The organism is Rossellomorea sp. DA94 (genome assembly GCF_029834455.1).
Taxonomy (GTDB): Bacteria; Bacillota; Bacilli; order Bacillales; family Bacillaceae_B; genus Rossellomorea; species Rossellomorea vietnamensis.
The window spans coordinates 3,091,463-3,112,779 of the sequence record NZ_CP122397.1 but is presented as its reverse complement, the minus strand read 5'-3'; the positions used below and the strand labels follow the sequence as shown (position 1 = coordinate 3,112,779).

Below are 21,317 nucleotides of genomic sequence, written 5' to 3'. Positions count from 1 at the left end.
CTTCTTTTCATGTTAAGAAAGAAGCGTTACACGGGCACTATTTATGAACATGATCGTGAGGCTTATATATGAACGAACAAGTGATTGGCTATATAGAATCAATCGTGAAAGGACGTCCGGCCTTGATTTCCGAGATGGAGCAATATGCAGTGGAACACAATGTTCCCATCATGGAACTGGTCGGCATCGAAGCGCTCCTGGGGATGTTACGGATCCAACAGCCGAAAGTGATCCTTGAGATCGGGACGGCCATCGGATATTCTGCCCTCCGCATGGCAGGGGCACTTCCAGAGGCGACGGTCGTCACCCTTGAGCGGGATGAAGAAAGATTCGAAGCAGCACAGGGGTTCCTCTCCCGTTCTGAAGATGGCAAAAGGGTCGTCACCCTGTTCGGTGATGCATTGGAGCTTGCCGAGGAAGTGGAAAAACACGGACCATATGATGCTATCTTTATCGATGCTGCCAAAGGTCAGTACCTTAAATTCTTTGAGCTCTATTCCGGTATGCTGTCTGAAATCGGCGTCGTTTACTCGGATAATGTCTTATTCAAAGGACTGGTTGCAGAAGAACACGTCGAACAGAAACGAATCAGGAACATGGTCAAGAAGCTGCAGAATTATAATGCGTGGCTAATGAATCATGAAGAGTTCGATACAAGTATTTTACCTGTCGGTGACGGAATTGCCATCAGTAAAAAAAGAGGTGAACAACGATGAAAAAGCCGGAACTTCTTGTAACCCCTGCCTCTGTATCCGATATTGAATCATTGGCGTCTGCGGGTGCCGATGCCTTCATGATCGGTGAAGAGCGATACGGCCTGAGGCTTGCCGGGGAGTTCTCCAGGGAAGATGTGGGAGAAGCCATCAAAGTCGCCCACAAGCACGATAAGAAAGTATATGTGGCGATGAATGCCCTCTTTCATAATGATAAAATCGCTGAACTCGATGACTATATTGCCTTTCTTAAAGAGCAAGGGGCGGACGCCATTGTCTTCGGTGATCCCGCCGTATTGATGGCTGCCCGTGAAGTGGCACCGGAGATGAAGCTCCATTGGAATACGGAAACGACGGCCACTAATTGGTACACCTGTAATTATTGGGGCAGAAAAGGGGCGAAGCGTGCAGTACTCGCCCGGGAATTAAGCATGGATAGCATTATCGAAATGAAGGAATATGCAGAGGTCGAAATCGAGGTGCAGGTGCATGGAATGACCTGCATGTTTCAATCCAAACGCTCATTGCTCGGGAACTATTTTGAATATCAAGGCAAAGTGATGGAAATCGAAAATCGGAAAGAACAGCGCAATATGTTCCTTCACGATGAGGAGCGTCACAATAAGTATCCTATCTTTGAAGATGGGAACGGCACTCACATCATGAGCCCGAATGATATGTGCATCATCGATGAACTTGGTGAAATGATGGAAGCGGGTGTCGACTCTTTCAAGATCGATGGAGTGATGAAGTCTTCTGAATATATCCTGGAAGTGACGAAACTGTACCGTATGGCCATTGATTTATGTGCAGAAGACGAAGCGCGATATGACGAACAGAAAGACGAGTTTCTGGAAGAAGCGAAAAGGCTGCAGCCGGATAATCGCCCGTTGGATACAGGTTTCTTCTTTAAAGAAACCGTGTATTAAGAGCGATAGATTGATCAGAACGGAGGAGTTATGATGACCACGATGGTGAAAAAACCGATCTCAAAGGTTGTGGATGGGAAGCGTGTCATTGTGAAGAAACCTGAATTACTGGCTCCTGCCGGTAATCTGGAAAAATTGAAGATTGCGGTCCATTATGGTGCAGATGCCGTCTATATCGGCGGGCAGGAATATGGACTGCGTTCAAATGCCGGTAATTTCACCTTTGAAGATATGAAAGAAGGCGTGGAGTTCGCCCGGAAATATGGTGCAAAGATCTATGTCACCACGAATATCTATGCCCATAATGAGAACATGGATGGTCTTGAAGAGTATCTTCGTGGACTTGGGGAAGCCGGAGTAGCGGGGATCATTGTCGCAGACCCCCTTATCATTGAAACATGCAGAAGGGTTGCCCCGGATGTAGAGGTGCACTTAAGTACACAGCAGTCCCTTTCAAACTGGAAAGCCGTCCAATTCTGGAAAGAAGAAGGACTGGACCGGGTGGTGCTTGCCCGTGAAGCAAGCGGCAAAGAAATCCAGGAAATGAAAGAGAAAGTGGATATAGAGATTGAGACCTTTATTCATGGAGCGATGTGCATTGCCTACTCCGGTCGTTGTACATTAAGCAACCATATGACCGCGAGAGATTCAAATCGCGGCGGCTGCTGTCAGTCATGCCGCTGGGACTATGATTTATATGAAATGAATGAAGACGGGGAAAATCCCCTTTATGATAAAGAAGATGCACCTTTCGCTATGAGTCCGAAAGACTTGAAGCTTGTCGAATCCATCCCTGGAATGGTCGAATTGGGAATCGACAGTTTGAAGATCGAAGGGCGGATGAAGTCCATTCACTATGTGGCCACTGTCGTAAGTGTGTACCGCAAAGTGATCGATGAATATTGTAAAGACCCGGATAACTTCAAGATCCAAAGGGAGTGGCTCGAGGAGCTTGAGAAGTGCGCAAATCGTGAAACGGCCCCGGCGTTCTTTGAAGGGGTACCCGGATTCAAGGAGCAGATGTTCGGAGTCCACAACAAGAAGAATACAAATTATGAATTTGTCGGACTCGTATTGGACTACGACGAAGACACCCAGATTGTCACCTTGCAGCAACGGAACCATTTTAGAGCCGGACAGGAAGTAGAGTTTTTCGGTCCTGAAATCTCCAATTTTACGCAGGTTATCGAAAAGATGTGGGATGAGCGCGGGAATGAGCTTGACGTTGCCCGTCACCCGTTACAAATTGTGAAATTCAAGGTGCATCAGAGGGTTTACCCTGATAACATGATGCGAAAGGAGAACATCTAATACTTATGAAGCAGAAACCCGTTGTGATCGGTGTAGCAGGAGGATCCGGCTCTGGGAAGACGAGCGTCACCAAAGCCATTTATGAGCAATTCCAAGGTCATTCCATCTTAATGCTGCAGCAGGATTATTATTATAAAGATCAATCGAATCTACCATTTGAGGAACGGTTGAAAACCAATTATGATCACCCATTAGCCTTTGATAATGATTTGTTGATTCAACATTTGCACGGTCTATTGGATCACCAGCCCGTCAATAAGCCGGTGTATGATTACAAAATGCACACCCGCTCGGATGATACGATCCTCGTTGAACCGAAAGATGTCATTATTTTAGAGGGAATTTTAGTATTAGAAGATGAAAGATTGCGTAACTTAATGGATATTAAGCTTTACGTAGATACAGATGCGGATCTTCGGATCATCAGAAGGATGCTTCGCGACATTAAAGAGCGCGGGCGTTCCATCGATTCTGTCATCGATCAATACATTACGGTCGTCCGTCCGATGCATAATCAATTCATCGAACCAACGAAGCGATATGCCGATGTGATCATTCCTGAAGGCGGTCATAATCACGTGGCAATCGATTTAATGGTAACAAAAATTCAAACAATTCTTGAACAAAAGTCATTTTTGTAATACGATAGCATAGATAAAGACATATAGGCGAAGGTTACCATTTCCCACATTGTAAAGAAGCAGGGAATGGAGGGAGAAGACATTCTCCCTCCATTCCCTCCCTTTACATACGTAGCACATTTACATATGGAGCATGGGAAGCTCTTAGATAGAAAAGGAGTGAAGAGGGTCATGAGTACAGAAAAAGTATTTCCTATGACAGCAGAAGGTAAAGAGAAGTTAGAAAAAGAACTGGAGAATTTGAAAACGGTTAAACGTAAAGAAGTCGTCGAGCGCATCAAGATTGCCCGCAGCTTCGGGGATTTATCCGAGAACTCTGAGTACGACGCAGCGAAAGATGAACAAGCATTCGTTGAAGGTCGTATTTCCACATTGGAAAACATGATTCGCAATGCGAAGATCATTCAAGAAAATGACATGAATTCAGATACAGTACAATTAGGAAAAAAAGTGACATTCGTGGAATTGCCTGACGGAGACAAAGAAACATACACAATCGTCGGCAGTGCAGAGGCGGATCCATTTGAAGGAAAGATTTCAAATGATTCACCAATCGCGAAAAGCCTTCTTGGCCATAAAGTAGGCGCAGAAGTGAATGTTCAGACTCCAGGCGGGGAAATGAGCGTCAAGATTGTAGAAGTAAGCTGATCACCCGGGAAGGGGCTCCAATTTAGAGCCTCTTCTTTTTTTATGATTAATTCGCATAAAACTCGTCAACAATGGGGACGAGGTGACAAAATGAAACGGAAACGAATCAGGTTGTTCAGTATCGTCTTATTACTTGCTCTCTCAGGACTTTCAGGCAGGTTGATGCAATTGCAATTATTCCAGACTGAATCCTATTCCAAACACAAAATCAACCTTCTTGAAGAGAGTGTCGCACAAAGGACGCAAGCATTGGTGATCGATGAAGGCAGGGGGGAGTTTCTTGATCGGAACGGTGAACCCCTTACGTATACAGAAAAGAATGTTCTGGTTCTTTTCCCGTTTCTAAAACAACTGGATTGGCCGGTGGATAAAGTGGCAGAGATCCTTCATGTTCCTCAGCAGACGATCCAAACGAAAGTGGAGGAAGCGAAAGGGCCGATCGTTTTCGGCGGGAAGGATCCCTTAAGGCTTTCAGAAGAACAGATGAAGGAAATTAATTCTCTTGAAATACAGGGAGTGTTCGCCCTTACGAAAAAGTATAAAAGCGACGAAGTACCTGCTTCCCAGCTGATAGGGGTCACCGGGGAAAATACAGACGTATTCCACGAACGCTACCCCGACAAAGTGAAGGGCGCCAATCAGAAAATCGGTGTGTCTGGACTTCAGGAGAGTTTTGATGAGTGGCTGGTCGCAGAAGAGGAAGCGAAACTGATCTATCATGTTGATGCAAGGGGTGGCCCTTTATTCGGTGTGGATGTAAAGTATCTGGCACCTGCCAATCCCTTTTACCCACTGAATGTGAAAACGACCATCGATAGAGGGATGCAAGAGGCACTAGAAGATGTGGCGGATACGTACAACATCAAAAAAGGGGGGCTGTTGCTCCTGGATATAGAAAAGAGTGAAATACTCGCCAGTGTATCAAGACCTGCCATGAAGAGCCGGGATCCATTCAATGGAGGAGCGGGGAATCTCATGCTGAAAGCGTTGATACCGGGTTCAGTGTTCAAGACCGTCGTCGCAGCTGCAGCCATGGATGAGGGGATGGTGGATGAACGCAGGCTTTTCCCTTGTGATGAAAACATCCGTGGCGGGGTCGCTGAAAAGCCTCACGGCACCATTAATATTAAGACAAGCATTGCCGTCAGCTGCAACCGTACATTTGCGGATCTTGCTAAAGAGCTGACAGAGAAGGATGACCACCTGCTCGATGAGTATGCCGAGAAAATCGGACTGATCGGTGACATTGCATGGAAAGGCAACGTCTTTCATTACGAAAGCTTTCCTCAGCTTCAGGTGAGTGAAGGAAGGATCTTCGCTTCTGACGGGGACAGGGCTGAACCTAAACTGGTCGCCCAGACAGGTATCGGGCAACAGGAAGTCCGCGTCACACCGCTTGGCATCGCCAATATGATGGCCACGATTGCCAGGGGGGGAGAGAAATTTCAGGTGAGTGCCGTCTCTTCTGTGCAGTATCAAAATGGCACCAACATGTTTTCCTTCCCTCATCAGAAGATAGAGGGTGAGACGATCACCCCTTTCACGGCCATGAAGCTTCAGCAGTACCTGCGGGGTGTGGTGAACTCCCCGGAAGGTACGGCACCCTATTTGCAAAACGCGGCCTATACCATTGCCGGGAAGACTGGAACCGCACAGACAGGGAATTATCGGGGAGAAAGAGTGAAAGAAAATGAATTATATAATAAATGGTTCGCAGGCTACTTTCCCTTCGAAGATCCCAAATACGCATTGGTGGCCGTCAACATGGACGTGACCATAGGCGAAGGGGGAATTTACCCGATCTTCAAAGACAGCGTCGATGCTGTCTACCGGCTTGATCATGAGTAGGAAGGAGTCCCGTGCGTTCTGTGACCTTTTTCCCTTTATAGCTGAATCATCCCGGGATGGATAATGTTTCGCTTTATTCTTTTCCTCTTATCATGTTAAAATGTTTAGGATAATAGGGAGGGAACAAAATGGCGAAATACCAATCTCGATTAGATAAACGATCTAAAAAGAATACTAATAAACTGTTAAACATAATGATTGCAATCGTACTTCTATTAATTGTCGTGGTAGGAGGCACCATCGTACTTGGAGGGGGCGGCGACGAAAAGGCAACGACAGACGCCCCGAAGAATTCAGAAACCAAAAGTGCTGACAAGAACGATAAGACGACGAAAGAAAAAGACAACTCCGTTTCCATGGATGAGAAAGACGATTCTAAGGATAAAGCGGACGATGAACAAAAAGATGAAGACAAGAAGAAAGATGATGAGAAAAAGAAAGACGAGTCTTCTGATGAGGAGCAGGATTCTGTCGCATTAGACGGGGAAGACCAAAGTAAGATGAAGGTCGAGGAAAGTGACGACCCCAATGTAGTAAAAACGATGGTGCATCCTGACTGGAAGCCGATCGGCACCGAGCAGACAGGTGAGCACGTATCCGTCTATGAAGAAGGAACGGTCGACTGGCAGGAAAAAATCAAGGCGACTTCATACGCTACAGGCATCCCTGCAGGCAATATGACCGTCTGGTGGATGGAAGGGAATGGCGGTCCGCAGAAGTCCATGGCGACCGTAACGGCTAAAGACACCCAAACCCCTTACCGGGTGTATCTGCAATGGGTCGACGGCAAAGGATGGCAGCCGACGAAGGTGCAGGAATTAAAGGAAAATGATAAAGACTGATGGATATAAAAAGGCCCTTCCAATCAAATGGAAGGGCCTTTTTACATGAATTACTTCTTCACTTTAAAATGAACCACGGCACTGTATAATCTTCTGCCGTTCTCATCTATGGAAACGGAATGATCCACGTGATGGACGGAGAGCATGATGGCTTTATTATGCTGGATCTGTTCGTCTACCTTTTTCTCCAAGGTCCTGAGATTGTCAGCTTCGAAAAACTCCACTTTATCTTCTATTAAATCGAATGAAATATTCATGGTGAACCTCCTAATTATGCGTGATGCGGAAAGGCTTTCTCCCTCTATTTTAGAGCCCCTCCATCCTTTTGACAATGAATTATTGTTGAATTCATCAGGAGAATATGATAATTTAATAACAGTTTTAAAATTAATTCATAGTATGTTTATAGGAATTATAAACTTAATGCAGCTGAGGTGCTGAACCATGGGTAGAGAATTTTTAGATCTGTTCGGTGACTGGGCAGATTCGTATGATGATACAGTGACAGGAAAAGATGTGGAATATCAAGCCGTATTCGAACACTATGATTCAATTCTTGACGGGGTGGTCGCCCGTTCAAAGGGGAAGGTGGTCGAGTTTGGACCCGGTACAGGGAATTTAACCAAGAAGCTATTGGATGCGGGACTCGAGGTCATCCCCTATGAACCCTCTCCAGAAATGAGAGCGATTGGAATGCAGAAGCTTGGTGATCGTGTCACATTCCGGGACGGCGATTTTCTGGATTTTTCTTTAGAGGGAAAAGCCGATTCCATCGTAAGCTCTTACGCATTTCATCATTTAACCGATGAAGAAAAGGGAAAAGCTTTCGGCATCTATGGAAAGCTTCTAGTACAAGGTGGTAAAATAGTATTTGCTGATACAATGTTTGAGACCGATCAGCATCATCAAGCCGCCATATCCCAAGCGATCAAGAAAGAGTATGTCAATCTGGCTGAAGATTTAAAACGGGAATATTACACGACTCTCGAAGTGTTAAGAGAGCTTTTGCGAGAGAATGGGTTTTCTGTACAGTTTCAGCAAGTGAATACATTTGTGTGGATCATGGAGGCGACTAAACAGTAGAAAGAGGTTTTAGCAATGAAAATCGCCATCATCGGAGCAATGGAAGAAGAAGTAACCTTATTAAGAGAGAATATTTCAAACCCGAAAGTGGAAACCATCGCAGGGTGTGAATATACAAGCGGTACAATGCATGACAAAGAAGTGATTTTGCTTCGTTCAGGAATCGGGAAAGTGAATGCAGCGATGTCAACGGCTGTCCTATTGCAGCACTTCAAACCGGATTGCATCATCAACACAGGGTCAGCAGGAGGATTCGATCCTTCTCTAAATGTCGGTGATGTAGTCATTTCAACTGAAGTAAGACATCATGATGTGGATGTAACGGCTTTTGGTTATGAATACGGCCAGGTTCCTCAGCTTCCGGCAGCTTTTACGGCAGACGAGAACTTGAAGCAAACAGCGATCAATAGTGTGAAGGAACTCGGAGATGCACAGGTGGTTTCCGGATTGATTGCTACTGGGGATTCATTCATGAATGATCCAGTGAGGGTGGATGCGATCCGTGACAAATTCACGGATTTGCAGGCAGTGGAAATGGAAGCGGCAGCGATCGCCCAAGTAGCGCATCAATTCCACGTACCATTTGTCATCATCCGTTCCCTTTCCGACATCGCCGGCAAGGAATCAGATGTGTCTTTTGATCAATACCTGGAAAAAGCTGCACTTCATTCAGCTAAAATGGTCATGAATATCGTGAAATCTGTTTAATAGAAAGAGAATATAGCTGACCCAGGCATCTACCCCTCTTACCGTGTGTACCAGGCTTGTTCAGACGAACAGTCCTTTTCATTGGTAATGAAGACGGTTTGGTGAAAGGGTCAGTTTTTTTGGTTGAAAGGGGATTGAATATATGGACGTGTATAAAAGTGTACATGACCTGATAGGGAATACACCGATTGTTGAACTGACGCATTTCCCGCTGAAGAACGGGGTCCGCCTCTTCGCGAAGCTTGAATTCTTTAATCCCGGAGGCAGTGTGAAGGATCGATTGGGGCTTGAGCTGTTAAGAGATGCAGTGGAGAATGGCAAGATCATGCCAGGGGGGACCTTCATCGAACCAACGGCAGGCAATACGGGGATCGGCCTGGCTTTAGCCGCCGTCAATTCAGGATATAAAGTGAAGTTCTGTATCCCTGAGAAATTCAGCGTGGAGAAACAGGAACTGATGAAAGCCCTAGGAGCGGAAATCGTCCATACCCCCACTGAAGAAGGCATGAAGGGTGCCATCGCGAAAGCTGCTGAATTGGTAGAAGAGACCCTTAACTCGTATTCCCCACAGCAATTCGGGAACGAAGCCAACCCGAATACGTATTACAGAACATTAGGACCGGAACTCTGGAAACAGATGGACGGTCACATCCATACATTTGTCGCCGGCGCAGGGACAGGCGGGACCTTCATGGGGACTGCACGCTACCTTAAAGAAATGAAGGACACGATTAAAACAGTGATCGTGGAGCCTGAAGGATCGATCCTGAATGGGGGAGAGTCAGGCCCACATAAAACAGAAGGCATCGGGATGGAGTTCCTGCCTGGATATATGGATGCAAGTTATTTTAACAGTATCCATACCGTCACTGACGAGGATGCCTTCACAAGGGTAAAGGAACTTGCATTATTGGAAGGGCTGCTGGTAGGCAGTTCTTCCGGAGCTGCCCTGCATGCAGCGCTAGTGGAAGCAGAAAAGGCTGAACCGGGTAGCCATATTGTCACCATCTTCCCGGATTCAAGTGAGAGATATTTAAGCAAAAAAATATACCAAGGAGGAATCTAATCATGAAAAAGAAAACGCAATTAATCCACGGTGGTATCCCTACAGATCCTCAAACAGGTGCTGTATCCACTCCCATATACCAGGTGAGTACGTATAAGCAGGATGAAGTAGGAAAGCACAAGGGGTTCGAATATTCACGCTCAGGAAATCCCACACGACATGCCCTTGAAGAGCTGATCAAAGATCTTGAAGGCGGGGAAAAAGGCTTTGCATTCGGCTCGGGAATGGCGGCGATCACTGCAGTCATGATGATGTTCAACAGCGGGGATCATATTGTGATGACAGATGATGTGTACGGAGGGACATACCGTGTCATGACGAAGGTGTTAAACAGGATCGGCATCGAGTCCACTTTCGTAGATACTAGCGATGTAAACACTATCGAAAAGGCCATCCAGCCGAATACAAAAGCGGTTTATATTGAAACACCGACCAACCCATTACTGAAAATTACGGATATCGAGGCAGCGGCTTCATTAGCCAAGAAACACAATCTGCTGACCATCGTAGATAATACGTTCAGTACACCTTACTGGCAGAACCCGATTGCCCTGGGAGCGGACATTGTCCTTCATAGTGCTACGAAATACATCGGTGGACACAGTGACGTTGTGGCAGGTCTCGTTGTAGTGAATTCAGAAGAACTGGCTGAAGAATTATTCTTTGTACAGAATTCAACAGGCGGTGTCCTTGGGCCGCAGGATTCATGGTTATTGATTCGCGGGATCAAGACCTTGGGGCTGCGTATGGAGGAGCATGAAGAAAACACCAGGAAAATCGTCGAGTTCCTGACGGCTCATCCGAAAGTATCGAAGGTTTACTATCCTGGTCTTGAAACTCATCCGAATCATGCCATCGCCAAAAAGCAGGCATCAGGATTCGGCGGGATGGTCTCCTTTGATGTAGGCAGTGAGGAAAATGCAGACCGTCTTCTGACCAATACGAGATATTTCACGTTGGCTGAAAGTCTCGGAGCAGTGGAAAGTCTTATTTCCGTTCCGGCTCGCATGACCCATGCGTCCATTCCGGCGGAGCGTCGGAACGAACTGGGGATCACAGACGGCCTTGTCCGGATATCCGTCGGTCTTGAAGATGTGGAGGATTTGATTGAAGATATAGACAACGCCCTTTCCAAGTAACCCTTGGCAGAACTGGTATCAATTACATGGTAGGCTGTATGGAATCATATGTTACCATAGAATGAGAGTTTACTAGTTCAAAAGTAGGTGAATGCAATGAAGAACACAAGCAAAAAGATCATTCAACATAAGGTAGTTGATTTCAAACGATTTGGTTTTACATTACTTGCACTGAGTGTCTTTATGTATTTAGGTGTCATCATTCCGACAGTGACCGTTACACCCGGCAAAATGATGCCCCTCATGACAGGGACCGTTGTTTTACTCGGGCTGTCACTATACTTCTTCATAAAAGCAATTAAATATAAAAAAGATCTGCAATCAGCGGATGAATAATAGATGAAAAAAGCGGGTTCTCGAGGACCCGCTTTTTTTGTGATTATTAAAATAGTGCTGGTTATGAGGGATCTTGCTTGCGTGTTAATTCTCCTCCATAGGTGTTTGTGTAAAGCTTCATTTGGATGAGAGTTAGTCCAAATATATTGTCCGTTCCTTTCCGCTCCAGGCACTTGCTTTCCTCGGGGAGGAAGTCGAGCCTCCTCGGGCTTGCGCCCTGTGGGGTCTCGACCTTTCCTCTATTTCCCGCAGGAGTCAAGTGCCTTCCGCTTCAATCCACTCTGTGCTATTACATTTTTCTGCGGTAAATATATGTAAAACCCCCTGAATGGAGTAAATGAAAAACAGGCTCATACATACATTTGGATAGTTCGAAAATCGATCATAATTATGTTTATTCATACCCGATATTTCTTTATTGCTTATTTACCCTTTAAGCTCTGTCACGCAAATACCCTATAGATGGTGAGGGGAATTGCGAAGACTCCTGCGGAAAAACGGGCGTGCCGAGACCCCGGAAAGCGAAGCGGTTCCCCTTACCATCCTACCCATGCTAATTGACAGAGCCCCAAGCAGATCTCATGTGTATAGTATCATTATGTGGAAATTTGTAGAAAAAAGAATGAAGAAAAGAGTTTACTTTGGTGCAATAATTGGATATACTAACCAATGTAAGAAAAAAATCACAAGAGGGAGGTCGAAGAAAATGTTCGTGCTTATTGGAAAAAAAGATACAACTTCATATTATTTTGATCATTCGACCGCTTGTGGGATGTTTTCTGCTTAATTTGAATTTCATTCAATAATAGCCACAGGGAGAATGTAGATCCCTGTGGCTTTTTTGTGCCACAAGGGTCGGTCGCTTTGTGGCTATTTACTATGCCCTGCATACTTGCAGGAACGTTGAAAGGGGTGATATTGTATGACACTGAATCTTTTATTTATAACGGTAACCTTCAATAAGAAACAGGAAACGTTTGAAGAAGCTTCTCATCATGAAATGGTTTTAAAAAGCTATGAAGAAACGAAAACAAAGCAGCACTCTATGCCTCAAATGTTTTAATCCTAAAAAAACCAACACATGGAGAGGAGAATGAAAAATGATTTATGTACAGGAGAAAATGCTGAATGCGCTATGGGTAGAGAAGGATACTGCCTAACGAACCAGAAGGTGGTGGAGAGATGTTTTTGAATATTGTCATTTGGTCCGCTTTCTTCCATAGAAAGAAGACCCGTGAACTCAAATAACCAATGAAGGAGGACCCCTATGGCCGGGGGGCCTCCTTTTGTCTTCGGTCACATATCTGTCAATACTTAGTAAAGAGTTGTTCACGAATGGGAGGGGAATATCCGTTTTTTCGTGATACATTAATAGTAGGAAATGCAATTTAATGAGGGAGAGGATGACAATGTTTTCAATGATAATGGGTCTTATCCTGACGTCTGTAATTGGTTTGATCATTTCGGCTGAAGTCAGTGTAGAGTAGAAAATAAAGAAAAGCGGTCCCGGGACCGCTTTTCTTTATTAGGATTTATTCCTTTTTTCTTTTTCCTCCCGGTAGAATTCATGAAACATTTTCATGAGGGCACGCTTTTCGATCCTTGAGACGTAGCTCCTCGAAATCCCCAGTTCTTTTGCGATTTCCCTCTGCGTTTTTTCTTCTTTTAAATCCAGACCGAAACGCCCGACGATGACTTCCTTTTCCCTTTCGTCCAGTACGCAGATATATTTTCTCACCTTTTCGAGTTCCATGCTTAACTGAATCGTATCGATGACATCATCGCTTTCAGATTTCAAGATATCGATCAAGCTGATTTCATTTCCTTCTTTATCCTGGCCGATGGGATCGTGGAGTGAGACATCTTTCTTGGTTTTCTTCAGGGCACGGAGGTGCATGAGGATTTCATTCTCAATACATCGTGCCGCATAGGTGGCAAGCTTGGTTCCCTTTCCTTCAGAATAACTTTCGATCGCTTTGATCAATCCGATGGTCCCTATGGAAATCAAATCTTCTGGATCTTCGCCTGTGTTTTCGAATTTCTTGACGATATGGGCAACCAACCTGAGATTATGTTCGATGAGCATGTTGCGGGCGTGTTCATCCCCTTCCGCCATCAGCTTTAGATATTTTCGTTCATCTGCCGCGGATAATGGTTGCGGAAAGGCATTATTCTTAACGTAAGAAACGAGGAAAATTAACTCCTTAAAGAAATAACCCAGTGCTGTTAGAACTCCAGACATATTTCCACCTCCATGAGGACTTGAGCCTATATTCATTCATATGTTTATAAGGGGATGTCCTTGCATGTCCGGTGAAAGTAATCGGGAATTGGAACATTTTTTTCCAAGTTGAATTCTATAATAAAGATGCAAACTGCCTATACGCTCCTTCCCTATGTACATATACTGATAGTAAAAGTGAGTGAGGAGGTATGGTCATGCCTTATGGATATCCTTGTTACGGACCAGTCTATCCAGGTTGCTATGGCGGCGGGGGATTCTACTTTGCGTTAATCGTTGTATTGCTAATCTTGCTTTTCCTATTTGGTGGCTGGTGGTACGTCAATAACTATAACTGTTGTTAGCCTGATGGGTATGAAATAAATACACAAAGAGAGCCCTGTTCATAAGTGAACAGGGCTCTCTTGTATACCTTACATCTTCTTCAACGTAAAGGGGCTGACCATCAATACAGATAGTGTGATGGTCATGCACACGATCAGCACACTTGAGACAAATGGAATAAGAAGATAGCTCAAGGTCAGTAAACAGCCGGCTGCCGTAATGGGAAGACCGGTAAAATAGCCGTCATTCTCCGAAATGTTGAAGCGGGCCAACCGGTAAGCACCACACGCTACATACAAAATGGTGAAGAACATGCCGGGATAGTCAAACTGGCTGAGAACGGCCGTATACATAAGCAATGCAGGGGCCACACCAAAGGAAATGATGTCGCTCATGGAATCCAGCTGCTTTCCTAATTCCGACTCGATGTTTAACTTTCTTGCCACTAATCCATCGAACCTGTCGGTCAAGGCAGCGATGAAAATGAGGATCAAGCTAAGATGTAATTGGTTATGAAGAACGGAAATAATAGCAAAACCACCTAATGATAAATTCGAAAGGGTAATCAGGTTGGCTGTTTGGGTTTTAAGCTTTTTGAACGTTTGATCGAGTACCCCGGAGAGAAACAATCATCACTCACTCCTTCTTTTAAGTTTGCTCACTGTTGAACAAGATTCGTGGCTGAAATATGCCTTGACGAGTACCTGTTCACCTGGTTAACGTTGATGGTTAACACTATGCAGTGAAAAAAGATCCTTATTCATATAGTATATAATTATATTTTATTATATACTTATTAAACTGTTAAAGTTAATCGTTTTTTACATTGAGTGGACCATTTGACTGGACAGTAGGTCAGTAAATTGAAATGTAATGCTTCAGGAGCATATATTCCATATAAAAGAGGACGGATTTTATATAAATCCGTCCCGTTTCATGTTAGTATTCTACGAAGTAGCTTTTATTTTATTTGTAAGAGATCGACGGTGAATTTCCATTTCGATGAGGCGAATGAATTCTGTATTGAGTTTCAGTTCCAACGCTTTGTAATAAGAATCAATCAACAGTTCGTCCGATAATTTCCTCATTAATGCCACCTCCATTACTCATCATCTTTTTATTCGAAACTTAATGTAAGTACGTTTTTTAGTAGTAATGTAACTTTACCAAAATTTTTTTTGCAGAACAAGCGTTCCGTTATCCACAGTACATGGTGGATAAGTTGTGACTAACTTGTATATAACTGGTAAATAAAGCTTATTTGAGTTCTGTATAATGTGAATAAGGTTATCCACAAGGTTGAAGAAAGCTGGAAATTTGTCGAAAAATATTTATTTTTTATCGGTATATGTTTGGAATTACAGGAATATATATGATTTATTTTGAATCTGTATGTAAAATTGGTTATCATTAATCTGTTATAGGTTAAAGGTATACTATAGAAATCGTTTCTCGATATCATCTAATGAAACTATATCGAAAGCAGTTCATCATATAATCGATAAAGAAATTTGAGGTGTAGCATGTGATCAAGCAGTTTTTACCCAATGAACAGGTCCAGGATATTTTTACTATCACCCCGGGACATCTGAAGGAAAAAGGGATCAAGGCAATCATTACCGACTTGGATAATACGTTGGTGGAGTGGGACAGGCCAAACGCCACCCCGAAATTGATCCAGTGGTTTAAGGAAATGCAGGAGCAGGGGATCCTTGTGACCATCGTATCCAACAACAATAAAAACCGTGTGGGGGCATTCGCCGAACCTTTGGGTGTGCCATTCATCTTTCAGGCACGAAAGCCCATGGGACGTGCTTTTAAGAAAGCGATCAAACAAATGGGTGTAAAAAAGGAAGAGGCGGTTGTCATCGGCGATCAGCTATTAACGGACGTATTGGGTGGAAATCGCAGTGGCTTCCACACGATACTGGTCGTACCTGTGGCTCAATCGGATGGTTTTTTTACAAAATTCAATCGTCAGGTAGAACGCAGAATCATGAAGTTTTTCAAGCGTAAAGGCATGCTTGAGTGGGAGGATAAACAGTGAGTGGAGTTGTATGTATAGGTTGCGGCGTTGAAATTCAGACGGAAAATAAAGAAGGCATGGGCTATGCCCCTCCTTCGGCTCTTCAAAAAGAAGAAATCATCTGTCAGCGCTGTTTCAGATTAAAGCATTATAATGAAGTCCAGGATGTTCCGTTGACCGATGATGACTTCCTGAAAATACTGAATGAGCTTGGTGACTCTGAAGGGCTTATAGTCAAAGTGGTGGACATCTTTGACTTTAATGGTAGCTGGCTGCCGGGACTACACAGGTTCGTAGGATCCAATCCGATTCTTCTGATAGGAAACAAGGTGGACCTCTTGCCTAAGTCGGTGAAGCACTCTAAGCTGATTCATTGGATGAAGCATGAAGCGAGTCAACTTGGATTGAAACCAATCGATGTTCAATTGGTGAGTGCAGCCAAGGGACAAGGGATCGGAGAAGCGATCGAAGCGATTGAGGAATATCGGAATGGAAAAGATGTTTACGTGGTTGGATGTACGAACGTAGGGAAATCCACGTTCATCAATCGCATCATCAAACATGTGTCGGGAGAGCAGGATGTCATCACGACTTCCCATTTCCCTGGTACGACTCTTGATATGATTCAAATTCCATTGGATGATGAAGAATCATTGATTGATACACCCGGCATCATCAATCATCATCAGATGGCCCACTTTGTAGATAAACAGGATTTGAAAATCATTACGCCTAAAAAAGAAATCAAGCCAAGGACGTTCCAGTTGAATCCGGAACAAACGTTGTTCTTCGGCGGATTGGCCCGTTTTGATTTCATGGCGGGTGAGCGTCAGCCGTTTACCTGCTATTTCTCAAATGAGCTGTCCATCCATCGGACGAAGATTGAAAAGGCGGAAGAACTCTATAAAAATCATGCGGGGGAATTATTGCAGCCACCAAGAAAAGACGATATGGATACGTTCCCTCCACTTGTAAGGCACGAGTTCAGGATCAAAGAACCGAAAACGGATATCGTTTTCTCAGGTTTGGGATGGATCACCGTCAATGATGCTGGAGCGACCATTGCCGCTCACGTCCCGAAAGGTGTCAGCGTATTCTTGAGAAAATCACTGATCTAGGAGGGATTCTGTGGCTCTTTATGGTGTGATCGGGGACCCGATTGCTCACTCAATGTCGCCCCTGATGCATAATAGCGCATTTGAAGATAACGGAATTAACGCTCAATACGTTCGATTTCATGTGAAGAAAGAGCAGCTACCCGACGCCATCCGTGGAATCAAAGCTTTGGGTATTGAGGGAGTGAACGTGACGGTTCCTCATAAAGAACATGTCATGTCTCTCCTCGATGGGATTGATCCATTGGCAAAGGCCATCGGTGCTGTCAACACGATTGCAAATGAAAATGGCAAGCTGATCGGGTATAATACAGACGGTCTTGGATTTGTTGAAGGCTTGAAGAAGGTAGCCGGTGAGGGTCTGGAAAACAAGTCGATGCTGATCATCGGGGCCGGTGGTGCAGCCCGGGCCATCTATTATACACTTGCCTCTTCGGGTGTGGGGAAGATCGATGTAACCAACCGTACCCCGGGCAGGGCAAAGAAGATGATGGATGCCTGCCCGTTTCCGTTAGATTCTTCGTTCCTTTCCCTTGAAGCTGCTGAAAACGAATTGCACGATTATGATGTCATCATCCAGACGACATCCATCGGCATGTTTCCTCATAATGAAGACAGTCCTATAAAGGTCAATAAATTAAAGCAGGGAAGCATCGTCTCGGATATCATTTATAATCCACTGGAAACAACATTATTGAAACAGGCGAAGCAAAAAGGTGCCCTGACTCAGAACGGGCTTGATATGTTCGTTTATCAGGGAGCACTCTCATTTAAGAAATGGACAGGAATCTTTCCGTCCTATTCCATTATGAGGGACACCGTTTTACAACAACTAGGAGGTTAACATGTTAACAGGTAAACAAAAAAGGTTTTTACGTTCAGAAGCACATCACTTAAATCCGGTTTTTCAGGTAGGAAAAGGCGGAGTCAACGATAATATGATCAAAACGATCGGAGAAGCAATCGAGACAAGGGAATTGATGAAAATCAGCATCCTTCAAAATTGTGATATGGATAAGACTGAGGTTGCACAAGAGCTTTCGGAAGGTGTAGGAGCTGAAATTGTCCAGATTATCGGAAATACCATTGTCCTGTACAAAGAATCGAAAGAAAATAAGCAATTAATCCTGCCAAGATAAGGATCGATACGATGATAAAAAAAAAGGTTGGACTTCTGGGAGGTACTTTCAATCCTCCCCATATGGGTCACTTGGTCATTGCAGATCAAGTGTTGGAAAAGGCACAATTAGATGAAATCCGCTTTCTGCCAAACCATGTACCTCCCCATAAACAGGTGGATGAAAGGGTAACCGTGGACCAGCGTCTTCGGATGCTGGAGGCAGCCATCAAGGGGCATCCCCTTTTTTCGATTGAACGGATCGAACTCGAAAGACAGGGTGCCTCCTACACATATGACACCATCAAGCTTTTGATGGAAAGAGAAGAGAATACCCAATTTTCGTTTATCATAGGCGGGGATATGATCGAGTATCTCCCGAAATGGTATAAAATCGAAGAGTTGCAGAATATGTTGAAGTTCATCGGGGTCAATCGACCGGATTATTCCCATGAGACACCCTATGACGTACAATTGATTGAAGTGCCGGCCGTCGATCTTTCTTCCTCATACATTCGTGACACTGTAAAAAAGGGACAAACGGTTCGCTATTTGGTTCCGGACGATGTGTATCGATTGATCAAGGAGGAGAAGTTATATGAATAGGGAAAAAGCTCTGGAGCTGGTTAAAAAGCATTTGACAGAACATCGCTACATTCACACATGTGGAGTCATGGAGACGAGCATAGAGCTTGCGAAACGGTATGGAGCCGATGAGAAAAAGGCTGAAACAGCTGCGATTTTTCATGACTATGCAAAGTTCCGGGATAAACAGGAAATGCAGGGGATCATTGAAAGGGAGAATCTTTCAAAGGATCTATTACTGTATAATGGCGAGTTATGGCACGCGCCTGTAGGAGCTATCCTGGTCGAACGCGAGATCGGGATAGAAGACCGTGATATCCTGGATGCCATCCGCTTCCATACTTCCGGGAAAGAGGGGATGACGGTACTCGACAAGGTGGTTTATTTAGCCGACTATATTGAGCCGAATCGCAGGTTCCCCGGTGTGGAAGAAGTGAGGGAGCTTGCCAAAGAATCATTGGACCTGGCACTCATAAAAGCTCTTCAGAATACGATCACGTTTCTTATGAAAAAAAACCAAGCGATCTATCCGGATACATTTCGCTTTTACAATGAACTGACATTAAATCAGAGGAGATGAAGGAATGGAACAAAATTTAGTAGAATTAGCATTTAAAGCGGCTGATGATAAACGCGCTGAGGATATTGTTGTATTGGATATGAAAGGTGTTTCGTTGATTGCGGATTATTTCCTGATCTGTCACGGTAATTCAGACAAACAGGTACAGGCGATCGCGCGTGAATTGAAAGACGCAGCAGAAGAAAAGGGATACACAGTGAAACGACTGGAAGGATTCGATCAGGCACGCTGGATCCTGGTTGATTTAGGAGATGTCGTCGCTCACGTATTCCATAAAGAAGAAAGAGGTTACTATAATCTTGAACGTTTATGGGGAGATGCATCATTCGTCGAGGTTGGACAAGGTGAGAACCTGTAAATGAGTTATGAGCGTTTTGCTTATGTATACGATTATTTAATGCAGGACGTCCCATACGATGGCTGGTTGGAGTATGTGAACCGCCAGGCAATACGTCACCAGGGGAAGAGGGTTCTTGATATCGCTTGTGGAACCGGGGAATTATCATTGAGGCTTGCACGGGACGGATATGATGTGACGGGGGTCGACTTGTCTCAGGACATGCTCACCATCGCCCAGGAAAAGGCATCGGCAAAGAATGTCCCTATCCAGTGGTTTCAGCAGGATATGTCGAGGCTCGATTCCCTTGGTGAATACGACATCATTACGATTTTTTGTGATTCATTGAATTACCTAAAAGACGAGAGTGACGTGAAGAGCACATTTAAAGGGGTATATCGACACCTGAAGCAGGATGGGCTATTCCTTTTTGATGTGCATTCCATTTTCAAAATGACGCAGATATTCATGAACCAAACCTTTACCCTTACGGATGATCATGTATCCTATATATGGGATTGCTTCCCCGGTGAAGTTCCCAATAGTGTGGAACATGAACTGACTTTTTTCGTGGAAGATGAAGAAACCGGACAATACGAGAGAGTGGAAGAGCTGCACAAGCAGCGTACCTATCCAATCCTTATGATAAAGGAGTGGCTCCGTGGCAACGGCTTCGAGGTTTTGAATATCACTGCGGACTTTACGGAAGAATCTCCGACTGACAAGAGTGAGAGAATTTTCTTTGCGTGTAAAAAGAAATAACAAAAGCCGGATCGCCTCAGAATGAGGACGACCCGGCTTATCTTCGTTTACGGCAGGACGGTAGAAAAAAGAAGGAATAAATCAATTTATGTCGAAGTATAAAAAGAGGAGTCACTCTAGACCCCGAATTGTGATTTGGTTCCTTCAATATCATCCACGAATTTTTCTTGTGTGGCTTCAAAAAGTTTCTCGAAAACATCTCCCAGTTCTCTTTCCATTACAGAAATCCCGATCCCGGTCACCCCTCCTTTTACACAAACCTTTTCTTGAAGTGTCGGCAACGTATAAATATTCTTCTTTAACAGATCCCCAAGACCGACCAGCATTTCAGATGCGAGGACAGTGGCGGTTTCATGATCGATCTCTGTCACTTCCACTGCAGCATCAATGAACCGCTGCGTCACATAACTGAAAAAAGCCGGCCCGCAGCTGACGATATCAGATGCTACCCGAGTTACATTTTCATCAATCTCGACTGGAGTAGAGATATGTCCGGCAATCTTCGTTAATTCCCGTCTCCATTTATCTGAACAATGACTTCCATATGTTAGAAGGGACACACCGCTCAGTGCGCGGTTCGTAATACTTGGAATGAATCGTGCGCAGGAACAGGGTAATAAGGATTCCAACTGATTCACACTTACCGGGCTTGTGATGGAAACGACACATTTGTCCTTCGTGAAGTTTTTCTTATTCTCTTGAATCACATCATATACATCATGCGGCTTGACGCAGATGAAGACCAGATCAGATGAAGAAATGACGTCTTCATTCGTGCGACCTATGTTCACGTTGCGGAATTTCTCTTTTATATCCTCGGCTTTTTTTAATGAACGATTCGTAATATGAAGATGTGAAGGAGAAATCGCCTGTGATTCAATGAGAGCTTCAATTATGATTTTCCCCATGTTTCCCGTTCCGATGATACCTATTTTCATGTTCAGCCCTCCTTCTTTCCCACTCTC

Annotated in this window: 26 protein-coding genes; 21 read left to right on the top strand and 5 right to left on the bottom strand. The window is 44.4% G+C overall.

Annotated features, from left to right (window positions below):
- The first annotated feature begins 68 nt into the window (after positions 1-68).
- The 7 genes from P8596_RS16285 to P8596_RS16255 all read left to right on the top strand — a co-directional run bounded on the left by P8596_RS16285 (position 69) and on the right by P8596_RS16255 (position 6,932).
- Complete coding sequence (locus tag P8596_RS16285; protein WP_279724350.1) at positions 69-716, top strand: O-methyltransferase; 648 nt, start codon at positions 69-71, stop codon at positions 714-716.
- A complete protein-coding gene (locus P8596_RS16280; RefSeq protein WP_279724349.1) occupies positions 713-1,642 on the top strand; it encodes a peptidase U32 family protein in 930 nt (309 codons plus the stop codon). The genes P8596_RS16285 and P8596_RS16280 overlap by 4 nt, the downstream gene beginning before the upstream one ends.
- Positions 1,643-1,684: 42 nt before the next feature.
- On the top strand, positions 1,685-2,953 hold the full coding sequence (locus P8596_RS16275) for a peptidase U32 family protein (protein WP_224521048.1): 1,269 nt from the start codon (positions 1,685-1,687) through the stop codon (positions 2,951-2,953).
- Positions 2,954-2,958: 5 nt separating this feature from the next.
- Complete coding sequence (gene udk / locus P8596_RS16270; protein ID WP_060670737.1) at positions 2,959-3,594, top strand: uridine kinase; 636 nt, start codon at positions 2,959-2,961, stop codon at positions 3,592-3,594.
- Positions 3,595-3,765: 171 nt separating this feature from the next.
- Positions 3,766-4,242 (top strand): transcription elongation factor GreA, encoded by a 477-nt coding sequence (gene greA, locus P8596_RS16265; RefSeq protein ID WP_224519467.1) that lies wholly within the window; start codon positions 3,766-3,768, stop codon positions 4,240-4,242.
- Between the two features lie 90 nt (positions 4,243-4,332).
- Positions 4,333-6,090 carry a peptidoglycan D,D-transpeptidase FtsI family protein gene (locus P8596_RS16260; protein WP_279724348.1) on the top strand — a complete coding sequence of 586 codons (1,758 nt, stop codon included), beginning with the start codon at positions 4,333-4,335 and terminating at the stop codon, positions 6,088-6,090.
- 128 nt (positions 6,091-6,218) lie between these two features.
- Entirely contained in the window at positions 6,219-6,932 is a 714-nt protein-coding gene (locus P8596_RS16255) for a YrrS family protein (RefSeq protein WP_279724347.1), read from the top strand.
- A 50-nt stretch (positions 6,933-6,982) separates the two neighbouring features.
- On the opposite strand, the gene P8596_RS16250 is transcribed toward P8596_RS16255, so the two are convergent.
- Complete coding sequence (locus tag P8596_RS16250; RefSeq protein ID WP_034757389.1) at positions 6,983-7,189, bottom strand: DUF2536 family protein; 207 nt, start codon at positions 7,187-7,189, stop codon at positions 6,983-6,985.
- A gap of 187 nt (positions 7,190-7,376) precedes the next feature.
- Here P8596_RS16250 and P8596_RS16245 point away from each other — a divergent pair, with 187 nt between their 5' ends.
- From P8596_RS16245 to P8596_RS16220, 6 genes are all read left to right on the top strand, one after another.
- Complete coding sequence (locus P8596_RS16245; protein WP_254651848.1) at positions 7,377-8,015, top strand: class I SAM-dependent DNA methyltransferase; 639 nt, start codon at positions 7,377-7,379, stop codon at positions 8,013-8,015.
- A 15-nt stretch (positions 8,016-8,030) separates the two neighbouring features.
- Positions 8,031-8,723 (top strand): 5'-methylthioadenosine/S-adenosylhomocysteine nucleosidase, encoded by a 693-nt coding sequence (gene mtnN, locus P8596_RS16240; protein WP_254651847.1) that lies wholly within the window; start codon positions 8,031-8,033, stop codon positions 8,721-8,723.
- Between the two features lie 142 nt (positions 8,724-8,865).
- Positions 8,866-9,789 (top strand): PLP-dependent cysteine synthase family protein, encoded by a 924-nt coding sequence (locus P8596_RS16235; protein WP_279724346.1) that lies wholly within the window; start codon positions 8,866-8,868, stop codon positions 9,787-9,789.
- Between the two features lie 2 nt (positions 9,790-9,791).
- Positions 9,792-10,928, top strand: a complete 1,137-nt coding sequence (locus tag P8596_RS16230) for a bifunctional cystathionine gamma-lyase/homocysteine desulfhydrase (RefSeq protein ID WP_034757402.1) — start codon at positions 9,792-9,794, stop codon at positions 10,926-10,928.
- Between the two features lie 96 nt (positions 10,929-11,024).
- A complete protein-coding gene (locus P8596_RS16225; protein WP_224519473.1) occupies positions 11,025-11,264 on the top strand; it encodes a YrhC family protein in 240 nt (79 codons plus the stop codon).
- 922 nt (positions 11,265-12,186) lie between these two features.
- Positions 12,187-12,327 (top strand): YrzI family small protein, encoded by a 141-nt coding sequence (locus P8596_RS16220; protein WP_079531758.1) that lies wholly within the window; start codon positions 12,187-12,189, stop codon positions 12,325-12,327.
- Positions 12,328-12,789: 462 nt separating this feature from the next.
- Here P8596_RS16220 and sigK read toward each other — a convergent pair whose 3' ends face one another.
- The 3 genes from sigK to sda all read right to left on the bottom strand — a co-directional run bounded on the left by sigK (position 12,790) and on the right by sda (position 14,918).
- Positions 12,790-13,506, bottom strand: coding sequence for an RNA polymerase sporulation sigma factor SigK (sigK, locus tag P8596_RS16215; protein ID WP_034757411.1), 717 nt, complete (start codon positions 13,504-13,506; stop codon positions 12,790-12,792).
- Positions 13,507-13,919: 413 nt separating this feature from the next.
- On the bottom strand, positions 13,920-14,459 hold the full coding sequence (pssA, locus tag P8596_RS16210; protein ID WP_034757414.1) for a CDP-diacylglycerol--serine O-phosphatidyltransferase: 540 nt from the start codon (positions 14,457-14,459) through the stop codon (positions 13,920-13,922).
- A gap of 318 nt (positions 14,460-14,777) precedes the next feature.
- Positions 14,778-14,918: a sporulation histidine kinase inhibitor Sda gene (sda, locus tag P8596_RS16205; protein ID WP_034757416.1), complete on the bottom strand. Its 141-nt coding sequence runs from the start codon at positions 14,916-14,918 to the stop codon at positions 14,778-14,780.
- A gap of 437 nt (positions 14,919-15,355) precedes the next feature.
- Here sda and P8596_RS16200 point away from each other — a divergent pair, with 437 nt between their 5' ends.
- Genes P8596_RS16200 through P8596_RS16165 form a run of 8 tightly spaced genes read left to right on the top strand, consistent with a single transcriptional unit; the run spans position 15,356 to position 20,352 of the window.
- On the top strand, positions 15,356-15,877 hold the full coding sequence (locus P8596_RS16200) for a YqeG family HAD IIIA-type phosphatase (protein WP_224519474.1): 522 nt from the start codon (positions 15,356-15,358) through the stop codon (positions 15,875-15,877).
- On the top strand, positions 15,874-16,974 hold the full coding sequence (gene yqeH, locus P8596_RS16195; RefSeq protein WP_224519475.1) for a ribosome biogenesis GTPase YqeH: 1,101 nt from the start codon (positions 15,874-15,876) through the stop codon (positions 16,972-16,974). Before P8596_RS16200 ends, yqeH begins: the two co-directional genes overlap by 4 nt.
- Before the next feature lie 10 nt (positions 16,975-16,984).
- Complete coding sequence (gene aroE / locus P8596_RS16190) at positions 16,985-17,815, top strand: shikimate dehydrogenase (protein ID WP_279724345.1); 831 nt, start codon at positions 16,985-16,987, stop codon at positions 17,813-17,815.
- 1 nt (position 17,816) lies between these two features.
- Complete coding sequence (gene yhbY, locus P8596_RS16185) at positions 17,817-18,110, top strand: ribosome assembly RNA-binding protein YhbY (protein ID WP_034757429.1); 294 nt, start codon at positions 17,817-17,819, stop codon at positions 18,108-18,110.
- Positions 18,111-18,121: 11 nt separating this feature from the next.
- A complete protein-coding gene (locus P8596_RS16180; protein WP_279724344.1) occupies positions 18,122-18,694 on the top strand; it encodes a nicotinate-nucleotide adenylyltransferase in 573 nt (190 codons plus the stop codon).
- Positions 18,687-19,253, top strand: a complete 567-nt coding sequence (gene yqeK, locus P8596_RS16175; RefSeq protein ID WP_224519478.1) for a bis(5'-nucleosyl)-tetraphosphatase (symmetrical) YqeK — start codon at positions 18,687-18,689, stop codon at positions 19,251-19,253. The genes P8596_RS16180 and yqeK overlap by 8 nt, the downstream gene beginning before the upstream one ends.
- 4 nt (positions 19,254-19,257) lie before the next feature.
- A complete protein-coding gene (gene rsfS / locus P8596_RS16170; protein ID WP_034757434.1) occupies positions 19,258-19,611 on the top strand; it encodes a ribosome silencing factor in 354 nt (117 codons plus the stop codon).
- The gene (locus P8596_RS16165; RefSeq protein ID WP_279724343.1) at positions 19,612-20,352 is read left to right on the top strand and encodes a class I SAM-dependent DNA methyltransferase; all 741 of its coding nucleotides are present in this window, start codon (positions 19,612-19,614) and stop codon (positions 20,350-20,352) included.
- A gap of 116 nt (positions 20,353-20,468) precedes the next feature.
- On the opposite strand, the gene comER is transcribed toward P8596_RS16165, so the two are convergent.
- Positions 20,469-21,290: a late competence protein ComER gene (comER, locus tag P8596_RS16160; RefSeq protein WP_034757440.1), complete on the bottom strand. Its 822-nt coding sequence runs from the start codon at positions 21,288-21,290 to the stop codon at positions 20,469-20,471.
- Between the last annotated feature and the right edge of the window lie 27 nt (positions 21,291-21,317).

Coding starts and splice junctions, on each gene's coding strand:
- P8596_RS16250 (WP_034757389.1), bottom strand. CDS start 7,189: ATGAATATTTCATTCGATTTAATAGAAGATAAAGTGGAGTTTTTCGAA.
- udk (WP_060670737.1), top strand. CDS start 2,959: ATGAAGCAGAAACCCGTTGTGATCGGTGTAGCAGGAGGATCCGGCTCT.
- P8596_RS16260 (WP_279724348.1), top strand. CDS start 4,333: ATGAAACGGAAACGAATCAGGTTGTTCAGTATCGTCTTATTACTTGCT.
- mtnN (WP_254651847.1), top strand. CDS start 8,031: ATGAAAATCGCCATCATCGGAGCAATGGAAGAAGAAGTAACCTTATTA.
- P8596_RS16280 (WP_279724349.1), top strand. CDS start 713: ATGAAAAAGCCGGAACTTCTTGTAACCCCTGCCTCTGTATCCGATATT.
- P8596_RS16235 (WP_279724346.1), top strand. CDS start 8,866: ATGGACGTGTATAAAAGTGTACATGACCTGATAGGGAATACACCGATT.
- P8596_RS16245 (WP_254651848.1), top strand. CDS start 7,377: ATGGGTAGAGAATTTTTAGATCTGTTCGGTGACTGGGCAGATTCGTAT.
- P8596_RS16180 (WP_279724344.1), top strand. CDS start 18,122: ATGATAAAAAAAAAGGTTGGACTTCTGGGAGGTACTTTCAATCCTCCC.
- P8596_RS16165 (WP_279724343.1), top strand. CDS start 19,612: ATGAGTTATGAGCGTTTTGCTTATGTATACGATTATTTAATGCAGGAC.
- greA (WP_224519467.1), top strand. CDS start 3,766: ATGAGTACAGAAAAAGTATTTCCTATGACAGCAGAAGGTAAAGAGAAG.
- yqeK (WP_224519478.1), top strand. CDS start 18,687: ATGAATAGGGAAAAAGCTCTGGAGCTGGTTAAAAAGCATTTGACAGAA.
- P8596_RS16255 (WP_279724347.1), top strand. CDS start 6,219: ATGGCGAAATACCAATCTCGATTAGATAAACGATCTAAAAAGAATACT.
- P8596_RS16285 (WP_279724350.1), top strand. CDS start 69: ATGAACGAACAAGTGATTGGCTATATAGAATCAATCGTGAAAGGACGT.
- yhbY (WP_034757429.1), top strand. CDS start 17,817: ATGTTAACAGGTAAACAAAAAAGGTTTTTACGTTCAGAAGCACATCAC.
- P8596_RS16225 (WP_224519473.1), top strand. CDS start 11,025: ATGAAGAACACAAGCAAAAAGATCATTCAACATAAGGTAGTTGATTTC.
- P8596_RS16230 (WP_034757402.1), top strand. CDS start 9,792: ATGAAAAAGAAAACGCAATTAATCCACGGTGGTATCCCTACAGATCCT.
- P8596_RS16220 (WP_079531758.1), top strand. CDS start 12,187: ATGACACTGAATCTTTTATTTATAACGGTAACCTTCAATAAGAAACAG.
- P8596_RS16275 (WP_224521048.1), top strand. CDS start 1,685: ATGGTGAAAAAACCGATCTCAAAGGTTGTGGATGGGAAGCGTGTCATT.
- rsfS (WP_034757434.1), top strand. CDS start 19,258: ATGGAACAAAATTTAGTAGAATTAGCATTTAAAGCGGCTGATGATAAA.
- comER (WP_034757440.1), bottom strand. CDS start 21,290: ATGAAAATAGGTATCATCGGAACGGGAAACATGGGGAAAATCATAATT.
- sigK (WP_034757411.1), bottom strand. CDS start 13,506: ATGTCTGGAGTTCTAACAGCACTGGGTTATTTCTTTAAGGAGTTAATT.
- sda (WP_034757416.1), bottom strand. CDS start 14,918: ATGAGGAAATTATCGGACGAACTGTTGATTGATTCTTATTACAAAGCG.